Annotated in this window: 14 protein-coding genes and 1 tRNA gene; 11 read left to right on the top strand and 4 right to left on the bottom strand. The window is 71.0% G+C overall.

The features are described 5' to 3' along the window. The first annotated feature begins 295 nt into the window (after positions 1–295). Together AC2XR2_RS22370 and AC2XR2_RS22365 are read left to right on the top strand one after the other, a co-directional pair. Positions 296–961 (top strand): bifunctional DNA primase/polymerase, encoded by a 666-nt coding sequence (locus AC2XR2_RS22370; RefSeq protein WP_381300345.1) that lies wholly within the window; start codon positions 296–298, stop codon positions 959–961. 55 nt (positions 962–1,016) lie between these two features. Beyond that, complete coding sequence (locus AC2XR2_RS22365; protein WP_491516114.1) at positions 1,017–1,679, top strand: hypothetical protein; 663 nt, start codon at positions 1,017–1,019, stop codon at positions 1,677–1,679. A 244-nt stretch (positions 1,680–1,923) separates the two neighbouring features. Here the strand turns inward: AC2XR2_RS22365 and AC2XR2_RS22360 are convergent, their stop codons facing one another. The 3 genes from AC2XR2_RS22360 to AC2XR2_RS22350 all read right to left on the bottom strand — a co-directional run bounded on the left by AC2XR2_RS22360 (position 1,924) and on the right by AC2XR2_RS22350 (position 4,623). After that, entirely contained in the window at positions 1,924–2,889 is a 966-nt protein-coding gene (locus AC2XR2_RS22360) for a DUF5926 family protein (RefSeq protein WP_330265809.1), read from the bottom strand. Positions 2,890–3,098: 209 nt separating this feature from the next. Next, on the bottom strand, positions 3,099–3,737 hold the full coding sequence (locus AC2XR2_RS22355; RefSeq protein WP_330265810.1) for an ATP-binding protein: 639 nt from the start codon (positions 3,735–3,737) through the stop codon (positions 3,099–3,101). Positions 3,738–3,795: 58 nt separating this feature from the next. Continuing rightward, positions 3,796–4,623, bottom strand: coding sequence for a glycerophosphodiester phosphodiesterase (locus AC2XR2_RS22350; protein ID WP_330265811.1), 828 nt, complete (start codon positions 4,621–4,623; stop codon positions 3,796–3,798). Between the two features lie 259 nt (positions 4,624–4,882). Between AC2XR2_RS22350 and AC2XR2_RS22345 the strand changes: the two genes are divergently transcribed. The 4 genes from AC2XR2_RS22345 to AC2XR2_RS22330 all read left to right on the top strand — a co-directional run bounded on the left by AC2XR2_RS22345 (position 4,883) and on the right by AC2XR2_RS22330 (position 8,091). After that, positions 4,883–6,382: a S1C family serine protease gene (locus tag AC2XR2_RS22345; RefSeq protein ID WP_381300347.1), complete on the top strand. Its 1,500-nt coding sequence runs from the start codon at positions 4,883–4,885 to the stop codon at positions 6,380–6,382. Between the two features lie 145 nt (positions 6,383–6,527). Continuing rightward, positions 6,528–6,899, top strand: a complete 372-nt coding sequence (locus AC2XR2_RS22340; protein ID WP_491516113.1) for a hypothetical protein — start codon at positions 6,528–6,530, stop codon at positions 6,897–6,899. Between the two features lie 178 nt (positions 6,900–7,077). Next, positions 7,078–7,162: transfer RNA gene (locus AC2XR2_RS22335), tRNA-Ser, on the top strand. A 434-nt stretch (positions 7,163–7,596) separates the two neighbouring features. Further along, a complete protein-coding gene (locus tag AC2XR2_RS22330) occupies positions 7,597–8,091 on the top strand; it encodes a hypothetical protein (RefSeq protein WP_491516112.1) in 495 nt (164 codons plus the stop codon). 197 nt (positions 8,092–8,288) lie between these two features. On the opposite strand, the gene AC2XR2_RS22325 is transcribed toward AC2XR2_RS22330, so the two are convergent. Continuing rightward, positions 8,289–9,236 (bottom strand): DUF4231 domain-containing protein, encoded by a 948-nt coding sequence (locus AC2XR2_RS22325; RefSeq protein WP_491516111.1) that lies wholly within the window; start codon positions 9,234–9,236, stop codon positions 8,289–8,291. A 398-nt stretch (positions 9,237–9,634) separates the two neighbouring features. Between AC2XR2_RS22325 and fxsA the strand changes: the two genes are divergently transcribed. From fxsA to fxsT, 5 genes are all read left to right on the top strand, one after another. After that, on the top strand, positions 9,635–9,814 hold the full coding sequence (gene fxsA / locus AC2XR2_RS22320; protein WP_491516110.1) for an FxSxx-COOH cyclophane-containing RiPP peptide: 180 nt from the start codon (positions 9,635–9,637) through the stop codon (positions 9,812–9,814). Between the two features lie 44 nt (positions 9,815–9,858). Then, complete coding sequence (locus tag AC2XR2_RS22315; RefSeq protein ID WP_491516109.1) at positions 9,859–11,010, top strand: FxsB family cyclophane-forming radical SAM/SPASM peptide maturase; 1,152 nt, start codon at positions 9,859–9,861, stop codon at positions 11,008–11,010. Then, the gene (locus AC2XR2_RS22310; protein WP_491516108.1) at positions 11,007–12,476 is read left to right on the top strand and encodes an aKG-HExxH-type peptide beta-hydroxylase; all 1,470 of its coding nucleotides are present in this window, start codon (positions 11,007–11,009) and stop codon (positions 12,474–12,476) included. Before AC2XR2_RS22315 ends, AC2XR2_RS22310 begins: the two co-directional genes overlap by 4 nt. Before the next feature lie 233 nt (positions 12,477–12,709). Next, positions 12,710–13,885 (top strand): FxsC protein, encoded by a 1,176-nt coding sequence (gene fsxC / locus AC2XR2_RS22305; RefSeq protein ID WP_491516107.1) that lies wholly within the window; start codon positions 12,710–12,712, stop codon positions 13,883–13,885. After that, positions 13,882–17,874, top strand: a complete 3,993-nt coding sequence (gene fxsT, locus AC2XR2_RS22300; RefSeq protein ID WP_491516106.1) for an FxSxx-COOH system tetratricopeptide repeat protein — start codon at positions 13,882–13,884, stop codon at positions 17,872–17,874. The genes fsxC and fxsT overlap by 4 nt, the downstream gene beginning before the upstream one ends. Positions 17,875–17,888: the final 14 nt, after the last annotated feature.

Below are 17,888 nucleotides of genomic sequence, written 5' to 3'. Positions count from 1 at the left end.
CAGGGGTGGTGGACAGCCACCCGGAACCTGGTGACCGACCCGGGCGTCTTAGCCACCGACGACCGAGCCCCATCCTCCCGTGGCGGAGGCGGAGAGAAATACGCGGGACGGCAAAACGCCATACTTCGCCACCCCCCGCCACGCCCAGGCTTTTGATAGACGACGCAGTATGGGGTTCCCCTTGTCTCGGACAAGGGTGTGATGCGCCAACAGGTACGCACAGTGAAGTGATCGACACATGGTGTGATGTGGTCCACGGTGTTGCCAGCGGTGCAACGGAAAGGAACGAGCGCTCATGCGCGAGATCCTCGGAAGGCGACGCAGGCTCCTGTCCCAGCGCAGCGACGGAAGGCCTGAATTGCTCAGCGCGGCCCTGACCTTCGCGAAGGAATGGCAGTGGCCCGTACTCCCGGGCGTGGCGCCGGATCCGGAGAACCGGGCCCGCTGCGGCTGTCCGGACCCGGAGTGCACGGTCCCCGGCGCCCACCCCTTCGACCCCGGCCTGCTCGCGGCCACCGCCGACGAGCGCATGGTGCGCTGGTGGTGGACCAACCGTCCGGCCGCGCCGATCATCCTGGCCACCGGCGGCAAGGCGCCCTGCGCGGTCAGCCTGCCGGCCCTCCCGGCCGCCCGCGCCCTGGCCGCGCTCGACGCGCAGGGCATGCGCCTGGGCCCGGTGGTCGCCTCGCCGACCCGCTGGGCGATCCTCGTGAAGCCGTACTCCCTGGAGCAGTTGGGCGAACTGCTGTACGCCCAGGACCACGTCCCCGGCTCCCTCCGCTTCCACGGCGAGGGCGGCTACCTCGCCCTGCCCCCCTCCGAGACCGGCCACGGCGACATCACCTGGCAGCGCGCGCCGCTCCCCGGCTCCGCCTCCCCCTGGGTCCCCGACGTCGAGGCCGTGGTGGACGCCGTGGTCGAGGCCCTCACTCGTACGGGTGTGAGCGCACCCGAGTTGTAGGGGTGTCGGGCGCGGGCGGACCGGCAGCCCGTGCCCGGTCGTTATCGTCCGCTTCATGAACCTTCGTCTGCTCGCCCTGTCCGGTGCCGTGGTCGCCGCCGTCGCGCTGCCGCTGGCCGTGGCCTCCGCGGGCCAGGTGGGCGACGGGGGTCGTACGGTCGTACGCGATCTCGTGCGCCCGTCCGCACCGCCTTCCGCCGTACGGCAGTCTCCGGCACGGCCTTCTGATGTACGGCCGTCTCCGCTACGGCCCTCTCCGGCACGTCCGTCTCCGGTACGGCCGTCTCCCGTACCGCCTGCCGCGGCCGACGACTACAAGGCGCCGCTCGCCGACGCGGGCCGCTCCCCGTTGCTGCTCGGCCTGGGGCTGGCCACCGCCGCCCGCTGCGGTCCCGCACTCAGCTCCCCCGAGGGCATCGAGGCGCAGACCTGTGTGCTCACGCAGGGCGAGGAGACCTGGGCGCGGACCTACTACCGCAACGCGACCGGCGCGGCCCTGGACGCCGTGCTCACTCTCATGGAACCCGGCGCGCGCACGGTGCAGATGCACTGCGCGGTCGGCGCCGGGGACGAGCCGGACAGCTGTGAGACGCCCAGGGAGCGGACCCAGGGATCACCGGGCGACTACACGGCGGTCGCGGAGTTCGCCGAGCGGCGGGGCAGCGGGCCGCTGCTTCTGCGGTCCGGCAGCAACTCCGGGAAAATCACGGGCAGTTGACGCGCGGCGCCGTTCCGTAAAGGCGCCCGGACACAGAAAGACCCGGTTGCTGGCGACGGGGGATGCACCAGCAACCGGGCTATTGGAACCGTAACAAGAGATCCGCCGTTCGCAAATTCGACCGCGGCGCCCCGTGGCTGATTCGGACACCGATTCACCTCTCCCTGGGGGGAGTTGTGAGGGGAGCCGGTCGCCGTGCGAAGAACCGGTGCGGCTGACCGACCGGTCAGCCGCACCTCGTGTGTCAACTCAGCGTGACCTGGCGGTTGGTGAGACCGCCGCGCGCCCGGCGCTCGTCGGCGGTCAGCGGCGCGTCCACGGCCAGGGCGCCCGCGAGCCGCTCGGCGAACTCGGCGGCCGGCTTCTCCACGTCCTCCGCGGTGACCCCGCTCGGCAGGTCCCAGACCGGCACGGTGAGGCCGTGAGCACGGAAGGAACCGACGAGCCTGGTGCCCTCGCCGAGGCCGGCGCGGCCGGCCGCGTGCAGGCGCGCCAGTGCGTCCAGAAGCTGCTCCTCGGCGTGCGGCATGACCCAGCGCAGGTGGTTCTTGTCCGGGGTCTCGCACCAGTAGGCGGCGTCGACGCCGGTCAGCCGGACGGTCGGGATGGCCGCGGCGTTGGCCCGCTCCAGGGAGGCGGTCACCTCGGGGGTGGCGTTCTCCGCGTCCGGGACCCAGAACTCGAAGCCCTCGTGCACAACTGGCTCGAACGCGCCTTCGGGATCGAGCAGATCCTGGAGCCGCGGACCGTCGGCGGGAGCGCGGCGACCCTCCACGGGAGTGCCGGGGGCCGCTTCCAGGGCCCGCTGGAGGGTGTCGGCGAGGTCGCGGCTGATGTCGCCGGACGCGGTGTCGTTCTGCAGGCCGAGCAGGACCGAGCCGTCGTCGCGGCGCAGGGCGGGCCAGGCCATCGGCAGCACCGTGGCCAGGGTGACCGACGGGACGCCTTCGGGGAGGCCGTCCTTCAGGGTCAGTTCGACGGTGGCGGCGGGGACCAGCTCACGCAGGGCCACCCAGTCGCCCTCACCCGCGAGGCCCTCGAACGGACGGTGCACCAGCTCGGTCGCGGCCTGCGCGGCGGCCCGGCCGTGGCAGGCCTTGTAGCGGCGGCCGCTGCCGCAGGGGCAGGGTTCGCGGGCGCCGACGACCGGGACCTCGCCATCCGTGATCTGCGGGCGCTTGGCCTTCGTCTGGGGTCGCTTCTTGGCCATCGTGGCTGTCTCCCGGTTACGGCTCGTCTCGTACGGGCGCGAGCCTAGCCGCTTGCGACTTGGCCGACGGGAGCCTGTGGACAACCACGGGGGTGTCCTGCGGATGTCCCGCACGGACCGGCACGGGGATGTCCTCCGGATGTCCCCGCACGGACCAGCACGGGGATGTCCTGCGGACGGCCGTGCGCGGACGCGCGGTCCGGGTCGCGTCAGTCGAGATCGTTGAACGCGTCCACGAAGCCCAGGTCGGATATCGCGGACACCGACGGGGCCGCGACCCGCGACGCGAAGTCGTCGCGCCGGCGCCCCGCGTCCGGATCGTGCACGTCCGCGTGGACGATCACCCAGACCGTCACCTCGCCCCGGGCGTCGTCCCGGACACCCCAGTCGTCGGCCAGCGCCGTGATGATGTTCAGCCCGCGGCCGCCGTGCGCGGTGACCGAGGGCGTCGCCGGAGCAGGGCGGGTGGGCCCACCGCCGTCCGTCACTTCCACCGTGAGCCTGCCGGTGCCGTCCACCCGCCAGGCGGCCCGGACGTCACCGTCACCGGCCAGCGCGTCGCCGAGCGGCCGACCGTGCTTGCACGCGTTGCTCAAGAGCTCGGAAAGAATCAGAACGGCGTCGTCGATGACCGATTCCGCCACGCCACCCCTGCGCAGCTGCACGCGCATACGGTGTCTCGCTTCCCCCACGCCCGCAGGGCCATGGGGTACGGCCATGCTCGACGACGTGGGCACCTCCTGTGCCACCACCAACGCCACCCCCGAGACCTCCTTCGCCCCACGCCACGGTGTGGATGCCCCATTGGCCTGTACCGGAAACCGGCCAATCCCGTTCCGCTGACGCATTCAGAACGATCGAACACGTACCGAACGCGCCGGGGCACACCCTGTGACGGAGCGGACGTCAGCGGCCCAGTCGGTCGAGCACCGCGCGCGGGCGGTTGGTGATGATCGCGTCGACACCCAGCTCGACGCAGAGGTCCACGTCCTCGGGCTCGTTGACGGTCCACACGTGCACCTGGTGGCCCGCGCGCTTGAGGCGCTCGATGTAGCCGGGCTGGTTGCGCACGATCCGGATCGAGGGCCCGGCGATCCGCACCCCCGCGGGCAGCCGGCCGTCCCGCAGCCGGGGCGAGACGAACTGCAGCAGATAGACCGTCGGCAGCGTCGGCGAGGCGGCACGCACGCGATGCAGCGAACGGGCCGAGAAGCTCATGACCCGGACCGGCGACTCGGCGGCCGAGGCGGGCGCGTCCAGGCCGAACCGCTTCAGGAGCACCAGCAGCCGCTCCTCGACCTGGCCCGCCCAGCGCGTCGGGTGCTTGGTCTCGATGGCCAGCTCCACACGCCGGCCCGCGTCGGCGACGAGCTCCAGAAGCCGTTCCAGAGTGAGGACGGAGGTGTCCTCCCGGTCCTCGGGCCGGTACACCCAGTCCGGCTCCTCGTCGCGGGTGCGCCAGAACTCCCGCGTCCTGCGGGAGGCGAAGTCCAGGGTGGCGAGCTCGGCGAGCTCCAGGGCCGAGACCGCTCCGCGGCCGTTGGACGTACGGTTGACCCGTCGGTCGTGGACACAGACGAGATGACCGTCCGCCGTGAGGCGTACATCGCATTCGAGGGCGTCGGCGCCGTCCTCGATCGCCTTCCGGTAGGCGGCGAGGGTGTGCTCGGGAGCGTCTTCCGAGGCTCCGCGGTGGGCGACGACTTGAGTCAGCTGCTGCCGTGCGTGGGTCACCGCGTCATGGTGCCACCGCACGGGGGTACGCGTGCGAACGGAGGCATATGGATTGCGCCTCATTTGTCTTACATGGCCTATATAAAGAGCAGCCACGGACCCACAGGCACCGCTTATGGTGCCCTGACGGCTCGTGGGAAAAGCTGACGGCATACAAAAGGACATGCACAGCTGACGCACGCCGGGCACCGAGCGGCACTGGCCGAGCGTGACCGAGTGCGACCGACAACAGACAGCCGTGGACCGAGGAGAAGAAGCTGTGAGCACCGAGAACGAGGGCACCGCGGTACCCCCGGCCCCGTCCGCACCCCCCGTGCCGGTGGACGCTCCCGCGGCTTCGGCGCCCCAGGCCTCCGACGCGGGTGCCCCCACCACCCCGATCCCGCCGCACCCCTCCGGGGGCGCCCAGGGTCCGGAACTCGTGCACGCGGGACCGGCTCCGGCGTACGCCTCGGCGGAGGGGCAGCAGCACGCCGGCCAGGGCGGCCCCGAGGGCGCCTGGCCGCCGCCACAGGCTCCGGGCACGCCGTTGTACGCCGACGGGGGTGCGGGCGGTGCCGGTGCGGGCGGCGCGGGTGCGGGTGGCGCCGGTCCGACGGGTGTGTGGGGTGCGGGCTACCAGCAGCCGGCACCGAAGCCGTCGAACGGCCGCGGCGGTCTCGTCGCCGCGATCCTGGTGGCCGCGCTGGTCGCCGGCGGCCTCGGCGGCGGGCTCGGCTACACCCTGGCCAAGAACAACGACGACGGCTCCTCGACGACCGTCTCCGCCTCGGACAGCGGCGGCAGCGTGAAGCGGGACGCCGGCACCGTCGCGGGCGTGGCGCAGCGGGCGCTGCCCAGCACGGTCACCATCGAGGCCGAGTCCACCAACGGCGAGGGCGGCACGGGCACCGGGTTCGTCTTCGACACCGAGGGCCACATCGTCACCAACAACCACGTGGTGGCCGACGCGGTGGACGGCGGCAAGCTCACGGCGACCTTCCCCAACGGCAAGAAGTACGACGCCGAGGTGGTCGGTCACGCCCAGGGCTACGACGTGGCGGTGATCAAGCTCAAGAACGCGCCGAGCGACCTCAAGCCGCTCACCCTCGGCAACTCCGACCAGGTGGCGGTCGGCGACTCCACGATCGCGATCGGCGCCCCCTTCGGTCTCTCGAACACGGTCACGACCGGCATCATCAGCGCGAAGAACCGCCCGGTGGCGTCGAGCGACGGCAGCGGCTCGAACGCGTCCTACATGAGCGCCCTCCAGACCGACGCGTCGATCAACCCGGGCAACTCCGGCGGCCCCCTGCTGGACGCCAAGGGCAACGTGATCGGCATCAACTCCGCGATCCAGTCCACCGGCAGCGGCGGCCTGGGCGGCACCAGCCAGTCCGGCTCGATCGGCCTCGGTTTCGCCATTCCGATCAACCAGGCCAAGTACGTCGCCCAGCAGCTGATCCGGACCGGCAAGCCGGTCTACGCCAAGATCGGCGCGTCCGTCTCCCTGGAGGACTCCTCGGGCGGCGCGAAGATCACCACCGAGGGTGCGGGCGGCTCCGCCCCGGTCGAGGCGGGCGGCCCCGCGGCGAAGGCCGGCCTCAAGCCCGGTGACGTCATCACCAAGCTCGACGACTCGGTCATCGACTCCGGGCCCACCCTGATCGGCGAGATCTGGACCCACAAGCCCGGCGACAAGGTCAGGATCACCTACGAGCGCGACGGCAAGACCCACACGGTCGACCTGACCCTGGGCTCCCGCACGGGCGACAGCTGACCCTCGGGCCCGCAACTCCGCTTCCCGCGCCGAGGACACCCACGGCGCGGGGGCGGGCCGCCCGAGCGACCTCGGCCACTCCTTGCTCCTCCAGGGGAACAAGCGAGTCGCGGAACCGCCGCCCCGGCCTGCGCGTCGAAAGGCCATGGCCGAGGGGAACGGGATGAGGCGGGCAATCGTCGCAGTCGCGATGGCTGCGGGGCTGCTCACGGGCTGTACGGCCGCCGGTGAAGACACAGCGACCGCCCGGAAGACCTCACCCGGCCGGGAAATCCCCTTCGACCTCTACACACACTGCGGAATCGACGAGGCCCGTATCGGCTCGACGTATTTCGAAGCGGAGATCCCGCTCTCCGACGGTTCAGGAAATCCGCCCGAGGGCTGGGACAACCCCACCCAACGGGGCACGATGACCTTGAAGTCTCAGACGGAAGCCGTCTTCACCGACGACGCCGGCCATGAGGTCCACTTCCGCGCCCGACCGGGTGCGAGCGACTTCAAGCACATCTGCGCGTAGCACTCCGACAGGACTTCGATCCGTCAGTTCAACACTTCGCCTCGGCTGCACGCTCGACAGGGAGCGGCTTTCAGGTGCTGGCACGATCCGCGGGGAGGAGCCGTGCTGATCGGCTGCGGCGCCCAGGGCCCGCGCCCGGTAGTCTGTACCCGCTCCGCCCCAGGTGGGCCGGGGCTCAGGTGGGTTGCCCGAGCGGCCTAAGGGAACGGTCTTGAAAACCGTCGTGGCGCGAGTCACCGTGGGTTCAAATCCCACACCCACCGCAGGTGAACGGCCCCTGACCAGGTGAGACGGTCGGGGGCCGTTGTGTTGCACGCCGGTCGTCGTTGGCCGCCGCGCCTGCTCGTCTCAGCTACCGGCGCTTGTCGCGTCGGACGCCCTTGATCCCGTCTCGGACGCCGAGCATGTCCACAACCAAGGACACCGTGCCCACCGCGCGGGACAGTAATGATGCTGACAGCTCTCCCATGGCTCCCCCCCCCGTAATCGGTAGGACATCGTACTTTTGAGCCCCGGCCCCGGTGGTCCTCCCGACGGCTTGTTCAAATGCCGCCGCGTGAACGGTTGGAGGAAGGGGCGCCCTCCCGAGGGGGCGCCCCCTTTGTGCGCCGGGGATGGGGGCGGTGTGTGGCTTCGGTGGTGGGACTGGGTAGGGCTGAGGGCGTCCCGGGCGGTTCTACCGAGGGTGGCGGCGAGCGTGGAACGTACGACTCGGATCGGAGTCACCGGGCACCGGGACCTCCCCGAGCCGGTGTTGGAGTGGGTGAGTACGGGGATCCTCGACGAGTTCTCCCGGCAGGCCGCGAGCGGGCCCGTCGAGGCGTTCAGTGCCCTGGCCGCCGGGGCCGACCAGCTCTTCGCCGACCTCGCCTTGCGCAGCGGGATCCGCCTCACCGCCGTCATCCCCGGTACGGACTACGAGCGTCACCTGGGCGGGCCGGAGACCCGCCTCGCCTTCCGTCGGCTGCTGGACGCCTGCGCCGACCGGGTCGACCTCCCGGTCGAACGCACCCGTGAGGAGGCCTACGCGGCTGCCGGTCGCTGGATCGTCGATCACACGGACCGACTCGTGGCCGTCTGGGACGGTGAGCCGGCCCGGGGCGTGGGTGGCACCGGCGACATCGTCGCCTACGCGAGCCGCGTGGGCGTACCTGTGCGAGTGCTCTGGCGGCCGGGGGCGCGGAGGCCCTGAGTCGACGACCACTCGGACCCCGTCCAGTCGGTCACCCGGATCCCGTCCAGGCGACCACTCGGATCCCGTCCAGTCGGTCACCCGGATCCCAGCCAGGCGACCACTCGGACCCCGTCCAGTCGGTCACCCGGACCCCGTCCAGGCCGTCACCCAGATCCCGTCCAGTCGGTCACGAAGAACCACCCACCGCCGACCCCTCACCCCCCGAACCGCGCCAACCAGTCCGTGTGCTGAGGCAGCATCAAGTGCTCCGTCTCGGCGACCGCCTGGGGCCAGCGGTCCTCGGTCACGCTCTGGGCCAGGACGGCCCGTTGCGTCTCCAGGCCCTCCCGGACCAAGGCATGGGCGAAGGAGAGCGGGTGGTGGCGGCGGGTCTCCAGCCAGGCGACGCCGGTCGCGGCCGACGCGGCGAGCAGGCCGCTGAGGTCCCAGCCGGAGCCGAGGCCGGCGCTCCTGACCACCGCGGCGGTCAGGGCCAGCAGGGTCAGCAGTGCGGTCAGCGCGGACCAGAGAGCGGCGGAACGCCGTGCCTGCACAGCGCGGCCGCCGTACCAACTGAGCTGGTCGAGCACGCGGTCCCGCAGGTAGATGTCCTTCCGGACGGCGAACGGCTTGTCGCGTACCGCCCGCATGGCGCGCGTTATCTGGGGGTGCCGCGGATCGTCCGGCTCGTGCCGACTGGCCGGATCCCACAAGGTGTACCTGGAAGAAACAGGGCCAGGGCCTGTATTAAGGGCAGCGCCCGCACCCGAGAGCCACCCTGGCGCCGGCTCCTTCCATCCCACGCGTCGCAGCGCCCGCAGGTGTTCCTCCAGTTGCTGGTTGAACAGGCCGTCCGGATCGCGTACCCCGGAGTGGAACGGACCGCCGTGCACCATGTATTGCCAGGCCAGTGACTTGACGGTCTCCGCGGCGTCGCGGTGTGCCTGCCAGTGGGCGCGGGCCCGGCGGCGCTGGATGACCACCCCCGTGGCCACGGTGAGCCCGTAGAGCAGGGCCGACACGGCGGTCAGGACATGGCTGCCGAAGTGGTCGGCCAGGGTGGCGAAGACGGTCGCCACGAGCAGAAGCGCCAGCTGGGTCATGGTGGCCCGGAACGCCTCGCTCTGCCGGTTCAGTGCCCATTGGTCGTTGGAACGGAACAATGGCGGAAGATCGTCGTTCCCTATCGTCGCGCGCGGCCCCGGGATGTTCTGCCCGGGTGAGGTTGCCGCCATTGGGTCACCTCGCCATGAAGAGGGGAAGACTCATGGTGACTTGGACTTGACCGGGTGCCAACACCGCCTCGAAGGGGAGGACTTGCGGCCAGGGACGACCAGATCAAGCCGCACACGAGCCAACGGGCCCACGCGCGCTGGTCCTTGGTTGATCTGTGTGCTTCCCTGAGATGAGAACTGCACAGCGCCAGCTGAATGAGAACTGCACAGCGCCACCTCTTCCGCGACCGGGCGTCCGGGTGCCCGGTTGCGGCCCGACGCAGGTTGACATGCGCGAGTCCGGGAACCACGGCCGGAGTTCGCGGGACTAGCGACACGGGGGGTTCATGGAGACGTCAGGGACTGAAGTGGAGTTCGACTTCGACGTGGTGAACCTCAGCGGTTCCGCTGACGTAGATATGGACGAGTTGCCCACAAGCGCCCTGGGCGGGTCCATTCGCAGGGTTCGGCGGGACACGCTGGAGCACCGCGCACTGAACGTGTCCATGTTCCAGTCGGCGCTCTGACGCGGGCTCCCAGGCAGCGGGGCCCGCGTGGCAGGAGGTGGCACGTGCGTGATGCGAACCCCTTCGTCGAGTGGATAGTGAAGGTGGCGCAGCCATGCAACCTTGCCTGCGACCACTGCTACGTCTACGAGCTGCTCGACCACTCCTGGCAGGACAAGCCGGCGGTGATGGCGAACGCAACCGCGGCCCAACTCGCCCACCGCATAGGCGAACACGCCCGGCGGCACGCCCTGCCCCGGGTCCGGGTGGTCCTGCACGGGGGTGAGCCGCTGCTGGCCGGCCGGCCCCGAATCGAACACCTTCTGGAAGTCCTGAGCGAGGGGCTGCGCGGCACAGCTGTTTGTGATATCTCCGTGCAGAGCAATGTGACACTTCTGAATCCCTCATGGATGGACCTGTTCCGCCGGCACGGGGTGTCGGTGGGCGTCAGTCTTGACGGCGGTCGTGAGGCCAACGACCGTCACAGGCGTGCCAAGAACGGACGGAGCAGCTACGACTCCGTCCAGAGGGGGTTGGAACTCTTGCGGAGGCCTGAGAACAAGGCGCTGTTCGCGGGCCTGTTGTGCACGGTCGACCTCGCCAACCCGCCGCTCGAGGTCTACGAGGCGCTGCTCGCGCACGAACCCCCGGCCGTCAACTTCCTGCTCCCGCACGCCACATGGGAACACCCGCCGCCCGGCCACGATCCGCGTCGAACGCCGTACGCGAACTGGCTGCTGGAAGTGTTCGAGAAGTGGTACTCGGCCCCTCGCCAGGAGACCAGGATCCGGCTGTTCGAGGACCTGATGGACCTCGCGCTCGGCGGTCACGTCCACTCGGAGAGCATCGGACTGGCCGACACCGACTTCCTCGTCGTGGAGAGCGACGGCTCGATCGAGCTGGCCGACTCGCTCAAGGTGACGAGGGACGGCGGTCCCGCCACCGGGCTCGACATCTTCGCGCAGGACTTCGACTCCGTCGCACGGCACCCGGTCGTGGCCGACGCCCGCCGCGGGGGCCTGAGCGCGCTCGCCGACGTCTGCCGGGGCTGCGAGGTGGTGCGGATGTGCGGTGGCGGACTGCGCGCGCACCGCTTCCACCCCCGCACCGGCTTCTCGAATCCGAGCGTCTACTGCGCGGACCTGCGCGTGCTGACCACGCACATCCGCGACCGCGTGGTGGCCGACGCCACCGCCCTGCTCGGGAGCGCCTCATGACGGCCCCGGCGATCCTGCGGATGACCGCGGAGGACTTCGCGGGCCTGGCGGGCTGCCGGCCCTCCCCGACCGCCCTGCGGGTCCTGAGAGACGGTCAGATCTCCCGGCGTCTGCTGATGCTGATGGACGTGACCGCGGCGGCCCGGAGCAGAGCACCGGAGTTCTGGGAGTCGCGGGGCGCGGCGGCCTGGGAGCTGTGCTCCCGGGCGCGCAGAGCGGATGTCCGGGCCTTCGAGGACGTACTGCTCCATCCGCACGTGGGTGTGTGGTTGGGCCGTTGCATGCGCGCCCTGGACGGTCCGCGTCCCGCCGCGCGGGCGGGCACGCACCTCGCCCGGCTCGGCGGCCTGGCCGCAGCCGCGGCGTTACGCGCGGGGCTGCGCCCGCAGCTGGCCCTGCCGGCCCCGGACTCGCTGCTGTGGCTGCCCACGCTCGGCGTCGTCCGGTTACCCGGGGACGCGGTCGAGGCGCGCTTGCGTGGTGACGTACTGGAGCCGGGCGGGCGCCTGCCGGCCCCGGGACAGTGGGACGGGTCGCCACGGTGGGGCGAGTCGCGGCAGTGCGACGAGTCGGCGGCGCGCGACACGGCCTGGTGCGCGCCGCGTCGTCTCGTCGTCCACGGCCCGCAGGGCACGCCGCCGTTGTCGGTGGTCCTGGAGGACTCCGATCCGTACCGGGACGCGCACGGCCACCGGGTGCTGCCCGGCCGGACGGCCGGGGACCTGCGTGCCTGGCAGGAGTCGGTCGCCTCGGCCTGGGACGTGCTGACCCGGCTGCTCCCGGACCGGGCCGCGGCCTGTGCTTCCCTCTGGTCGTCACTGGTGCCCCTGCGGCCTCCGGAGACCGGTGAGGGCGTGAGTTCCTCGGCGCGGGAGGCGTACGGGGCGATCGCCGCCTCCTTCACCAGCGATCCGGTACGGCTCGCGGAGACCGTGGTGCACGAGAGCGCGCACATCGCCTTCGGAGCACTCGCCGATCTGACCGATCTCTGGGATCCCGAGGACCCGACCCTGCTTCCGGTCGGCTGGCGGGAGGACCTGAGGCCGATCGGGTCCGTCCTCACGGGCACCCACGCCCACTTGGCGCTCCTCGAGTTCTGGCGTCGGCGCGGGCAGGAGGTGAGCGGCGGACAGGCGCGTGCGGCGCGGGGCCGGTTGCGGCACTACGGCGCCCAGGTCGTCGAGGCCCTGCGGCTCCTCCAGGCTCATCGGCCGCTCCCGCCCATGGGCCGGCACTTCGTTTCGATCATGGTGGCCGAGGCGGCGCGCTGTGGCTTCTCCCTGCCCCCGCCGCCCTCCGCCCGCCCCCTCCGCGCATCACACCATCGGGTGGCATTGCGGGAGACGCTGGACCTCGGGCGACGGCGCGCAGCGTCCACGTCCGCCCAGGAAGTGGCGGCCTTCGCGGTGCGTTCACCGGGTTGCCGGGCCACGACTGTCGACGAGACGACACCGGGGGCGGGCTGATATATGAGGACGCGGTGGCACGGCGGAGAAGCGACGGCGCGGCGGACGGCCGCGAACGCACAGGGAGCGGCGAGACCGCGCGGTACGGCGGCACCATCAGATTTTCGCCATGTCCGGAACAAGCATCGACGTGGTGGGGCTGGTGGTGACGAGTCGCGTGGCATGTGCTCCGCCTGCGCCCGGCGCGTCGACCGACCCGGCCCGTCTGCGGACCGCGTCGCACGGGAGCAGTCGTGAGCCACTTCTACTTGAGTCACGTTCGCACGGTCGACGAGGAGTGGGTCGCGGCGTTCTTTCACGACCTCTGCAGGGCGGTGGCCCAGCGGACCGGGCGCTCGCCCGAAGCCGTGGGCGTGCGCGGGAAACCGCAGTCGTCCGACGTGTCGGTGGAGCTGCTGGGCCGGTCCACCGTCCTCGTCGTGCTGCACTCACCGCGGTACTTCAGTCAGTCGTACTGCCGGGCCGAGCTGTCCTACTTCCAGCGGCGCCTGAACATGCAGCGGTCCCGCACGGGCCGCAGCGCCGACGCGGTCGTACCCGTGATGTGGGAACCCGACTTCACGCACCCGTTGGAGAGTGTCGTCCCGTATCCGCCCCTCGGCCCGCGCTCGGAGGCCTACCGGCGTGACGGGCTGCTGCACCTGCTGCGGCTGAAGGCGCGCTACCGGTCCGAGTACGAGGAAGTGCTGACGGCGGTCGCCGACCGGATCGTCGCGGCCGCGGAGCAACTGCCCGAGGTGCACGGGTTCGACGCGAGCGGCAGCCATTCGCCCGTCGGCGCCCCCCAGCCCGTGGGCAGCCAGGAGGTCAGCTTCGTCGTCGCGTCCTCGGCGAGGGAGGACGTGCCCGGAGAACGGCACTCCCGCCAGTACTACGGAAAGACGGTCCTGGACTGGTCCCCCTACGCCCCGGGGGAGCACGAGGCCCTGGTCGCGCTGGTGAAGAACACCGCCACCGCGCTGGACTTCACCGCCAACGTGCTGCCGCTGGACGAGGAGAGCGTCGACCGGATCGTCCGGGAGCAGGACCCCGAGCAGCTCGTCGTGCTCCTGGTGGACGCGTGGGTGGCCCTGCGGCGGGAGGAGCACCGGCTGCTGGCCGCCGTCGACGAGCGCAATCCCGAGGCGACCACGGCGCTGGAACCGAGGGCCCGGGACGACACCGAGTCGGCCGAGTGGGCCGGCACCCTTGACGAACTCCTGGACCGCACGCTCCCCCGCATGCGGGGACGGCACAGCGAGTACGAGCGCTGGAGGCTGCTGGACGCCGAGAGCTTCACCTCGTCCCTGCGCAAGGTGCTCATCCGCCTCCAGAACGAGGCGCTCAAGTCAGTGGAGGCCGTTCAGTCGCCGGCAACGCCGACCGAAGGTCTTCACACGTTTCCCCTGCTCGGAAGGTACTCCTCATGACGTTCGCCTCGGGTGACGCCGGCACCCGCGAGTCCGGCACGATCGTCACGTTCTACTCCTTCAAGGGTGGAACCGGTCGCACCATGGCCCTGGCGAACGTGGCCTGGATCCTGGCCAGCAACGGAAAACGTGTACTGGCCATGGACTGGGACCTGGAGGCGCCGGGGCTGCACCGCTACTTCGCCCCCTTCCTCGGCGACCCGGAGCTGCGCTCCACCCCCGGTGTCATCGACCTGATCCGCGAGTTCGACCTGGCCAGGCCCAGGCCGGCCGGGGGCGACTACAGCCGGCAGGCCCGGGTGGAGCGCTTCGCCTCCGCGCTGACGTGGAGCTTCGACAGCGGCGGCTACGTCCTGTTCGTGTCGCCCGGCCGGCGGACTCCGGAGTACTCCGAGAAGATCAACACCTACGACTGGCAGGGGTTCTACGAGCAGCGCGACGGAGCGGCCTTCCTGCGTGCCCTGCGCGAGGACATGCGCGCCAACTACGACTACGCCCTGATCGACAGCCGCACGGGCTGGAGCGACACCTCCGGCATCACCACGGTGCTGATGCCGGACGTCCTGGTCAACTGCTTCACGCTGAACACCCAGTCGGTGGACGGCAGCGCCAGCGTGGCCGCGGACGTCCGGCGGGCCGCCCCGCACGTCAAGATCTTCCCCGTCCCCATGCGGGTGGAGGACGCCGAGCAGGAGAAACTGGCTATCAGCCGCGGGCACGCCCGCCACCGCTTCCAGGAGTTCCTGAAGGACACGCCCCGGGCGGCCGACCCCGACGGCTACTGGGGCTCCGTGGAGATCCCCTACAAGCCCTTCTACGCGTACGAGGAGGTCCTGGCCACCGTCGCCGACACGCCCCGCCAGCCGGCCTCCCTGCTGGGCGCCTACGAACGCCTCACCTCGGTCATCACGGACGGTCAGGTCACCGCCCTGCGGCCGGTCGAGGAACCGGTGCGCAGGCAGCTGCTCGCCCGCTTCCAGCGGGTCCCGGTGCCCGGGGGGCGGCTGGTGCCGCGGGTGCGGATCGACTACGCGCTGCGCGACGGAGCCTGGGCGGAGTGGGTCGAGGCCCAGCTCCAGGTCGCCGGCGTGGCCGTGGGGCTGCGCGGAAGCAGTCCCTCCATGCCGCTGTCCGGCGGACCCACGGACGCCGCCGACGTGGTCATCGCCCTGCTCTCCCCCGACTTCGCCACCACACCGGTCGCCGACGAGGTGCGCGCTCTCGCGGCGGCACCCGACGGGCCCAAGATCATCGGACTGCGCACCCGGGAGCACCAACCGGAGTCCGCCCTGCGAGGGCTGCCGGGATTCAGCCTGGTGGACACCTCGGCCGCGCAGGTCCTGAGCAAACTCTTCGGCCTGCTGGAACTCGAGGCGGCGGCCCCCACGGTCAGCGAGGACCTCACCTATCCGGGCCGAGTCCCCCGTATTTTCAACGTGCCGCGCCGCAACAACGCCTTTACCGGCCGCGACATTCAATTGGACCGTTTGAGGTCCGAACTGGGTGCCGAATCACTCCGCCCGGACACGCCCGTGGGCAGGGTTTTCCTGTACGGCCTCGGAGGCATCGGCAAAACTCAGATCGCGCAGGAGTACGTCCACCGGTACGGTTCCCAGTACGACCTCGTGCACTGGATCCCGGCCGAACAGCCCACCAGGATCCCCCAGCTCCTCGCGGAGCTTGGGCTGGAATTGGGAATTCCGGGCGACACGGTCGACGAACGCGCCCAGGCAACCATGACGGCGCTGAAAAACAATGATTATGGTCGCTGGTTGCTGGTTTTCGACAACATCACCGAAAGCCAGGACACGGAAGGTGAGAACCAACTCAGGGACGAGGGAGACACGACGGTGAAGCGGTACCTTCCCGCCGAGGGGCCGGGGCACGTCATTCTCACCGCCCGGCGTTCCCCCCATGAGGAGAACCAGATCTCCGTGGAGGTCGACGCCTTCAACAGGTCCGAGAGCATCGCCCTGCTGCGCCGCAGGGTCGACGGGCTGTCGGCCGAGGACGCGGACCGGATCGCCGAGACGCTCGGTGACTTCCCCATGGCCATGGAGATCGCGGCGGCCTGGCTGCGGCAGACGGCGATGCCCCTGGACACCTACCTCGACCGGGTCAACAGCCAGGTCAGCGCGGTTCTGAACGGGGCCGGCAACACCGGGGACAGCCAGCAGGAATCCCTCCTCGCGGTCTGGCGGCTGACCGTCGACCGGCTCGGCAGCGAACGCCCCGCGGCCGTACGGCTCCTCGAACTCTGCGCCTTCCTGTCCCCCGAGCCGATCGCGCACTCCCTGCTCTACAGCGACGCCATGCGCAACCGGCTCGCCGAGGAGACCGGCGACGAGTCGGTCCTCGACCCCATGGTGATGGGCTACCTGATCCGGGACCTCGGCCGCTACGCGCTCGCCACCGTCGATCAGCAGAGCGGCTCCATCCAGGTCCACCGACTGGTCCAGGCCGCCGTACGCGAATGGCTGAAGGAGGACAGCGAACGCGAGGAGCGGACCCGGCGCCAGGCGCAACTGGTGCTGGCGGGAGCGCTGCCCTCGGCCGTCTCGGCGGAGGACAGCCCGCAGGCCAGGCAGCGGTTCGCGGAGCTGCTGCCGCACCTGGAACCCTCCGGGGCGCTGTCCAACACCGACGCCCGGGTGTGCGAGTGGGTCATTCGCCAGGTCCGCAACCAGTGGCGGATCGGGGACCACCGGGCCGCCGTCGCCCTCGGGCAGAAGGCGCTCGACGTCTGGACGGGATCCCTGGGCGCCGACCACCACCTCAGGCTGCGGCTGGCCGCCCAGGTGGCCAACCCGCTGCGCTCCCTGGGCCGTTACCGGGAGGCCCACGAACTCGACGCCGACACGCTCCAGCGCCAGCGCGAGCAGCTCGGCGAGGACGACGGCTACACACTGATGACGGCCCGCAACTACGGCGCCGACCTCCGTGGCCTCGGCCGCTACCAGGAGGCGTACGCCGAGGACCGCAGGACCTACGAGCTCTATCTGAACAGCCCGCACTTCGGCCTCGACCACGAGGACACCCTGCGGGCCGCACACAACCTGGGCGTCTCGCTCCTGCTGGCCGGTCAGCCCTCGGGAGCCCTGGAGCGGGCCACCGAGACCTATCAGAGGTCCCGTCAGTCCCTGGGCCTGCAACACGTGCTCACCTGGGCCTTCGCCGGTGGTGTGGCATTGGACCGGCGGGAGACGGGTGACTACCAGGGCTCCCTCGACCTGCTCTACGAGGTGCGCAAGCGCTTCGTGGGCCTGCTCGGCGACAAGGCCGACGACGTGCTGCGCACCGACGCGTCCCTCGCGGTGACCCAGCGCCGCCTCGGCAACTACGCGGAGGCGGAGGCCCTGACGCGCTCCACCCTGAACGTGTACCGGCAGCGCTACGGCGAGGGCCATCCGGAGACCCTGTCGTGCACGGCCAACCTGGCCTGCGACCTGCTCGCCCTGTCGCTGACGGATCCGGCGCGCGGGGCGGAGGCGGTGCACCTCGGGAAGCAGAACCTCAAGCGCTATCGCGAGCGCCTCGGCACCGAGCACCCGTTCTCCTTCGCGGCCGCGACCAACCTGGTGGCCATCTTCCGGAGCCAGGGAGAGACCGACCAGGCGATGGAGCTCGCCGACGAGACGCTCCCGCTGCTCGTCCGGCGGCTCGGTGACTCCCACCCGGCCACCGTGGCCTGCCGGGCCAACCGGGCCGGTGTGCTGTTCGCGCTGGGCCGGTACGAGGAGGCACTGGCCGAGGACGAGAGCGCCCGCGAGGCCTACCGCGAGCTCTACCGCAACCACCACCCGCGGGTGCTCTGCGCGGAGTTCAACGTCGCCCTGGACGGCAGCGTGATGGGCCACGACGACGCCGAACGCAACCTCACCGCCGCGACGCTCGCCGCCGAGCAGGAGTTCGGGCGGGACCACCCCACCGTCCGCGTGATGCGGGAGCGCAAGCGCATCGACTTCGATCTGGAGATGCCGCCGACCTGAGGCCGTGTGCGGGT

It is taken from the genome of Streptomyces sp. LS-MS-L19, from assembly GCF_058382285.1.
The sequence above is the reverse complement of the archived record's forward strand: the minus strand, read 5'-3'. Positions and strand labels throughout refer to the sequence as shown.

Excerpts from the sequence above, each read along its gene's own strand:
- AC2XR2_RS22370 (WP_381300345.1), top strand. The coding sequence starts at position 296 with ATGCGCGAGATCCTCGGAAGGCGACGCAGGCTCCTGTCCCAGCGCAGC.
- AC2XR2_RS22365 (WP_491516114.1), top strand. The coding sequence starts at position 1,017 with ATGAACCTTCGTCTGCTCGCCCTGTCCGGTGCCGTGGTCGCCGCCGTC.
- AC2XR2_RS22360 (WP_330265809.1), bottom strand. The coding sequence starts at position 2,889 with ATGGCCAAGAAGCGACCCCAGACGAAGGCCAAGCGCCCGCAGATCACG.
- AC2XR2_RS22355 (WP_330265810.1), bottom strand. The coding sequence starts at position 3,737 with ATGCGTCAGCGGAACGGGATTGGCCGGTTTCCGGTACAGGCCAATGGG.
- AC2XR2_RS22340 (WP_491516113.1), top strand. The coding sequence starts at position 6,528 with ATGGCCGAGGGGAACGGGATGAGGCGGGCAATCGTCGCAGTCGCGATG.
- fxsA (WP_491516110.1), top strand. The coding sequence starts at position 9,635 with ATGGAGACGTCAGGGACTGAAGTGGAGTTCGACTTCGACGTGGTGAAC.
- AC2XR2_RS22310 (WP_491516108.1), top strand. The coding sequence starts at position 11,007 with ATGACGGCCCCGGCGATCCTGCGGATGACCGCGGAGGACTTCGCGGGC.
- fxsT (WP_491516106.1), top strand. The coding sequence starts at position 13,882 with ATGACGTTCGCCTCGGGTGACGCCGGCACCCGCGAGTCCGGCACGATC.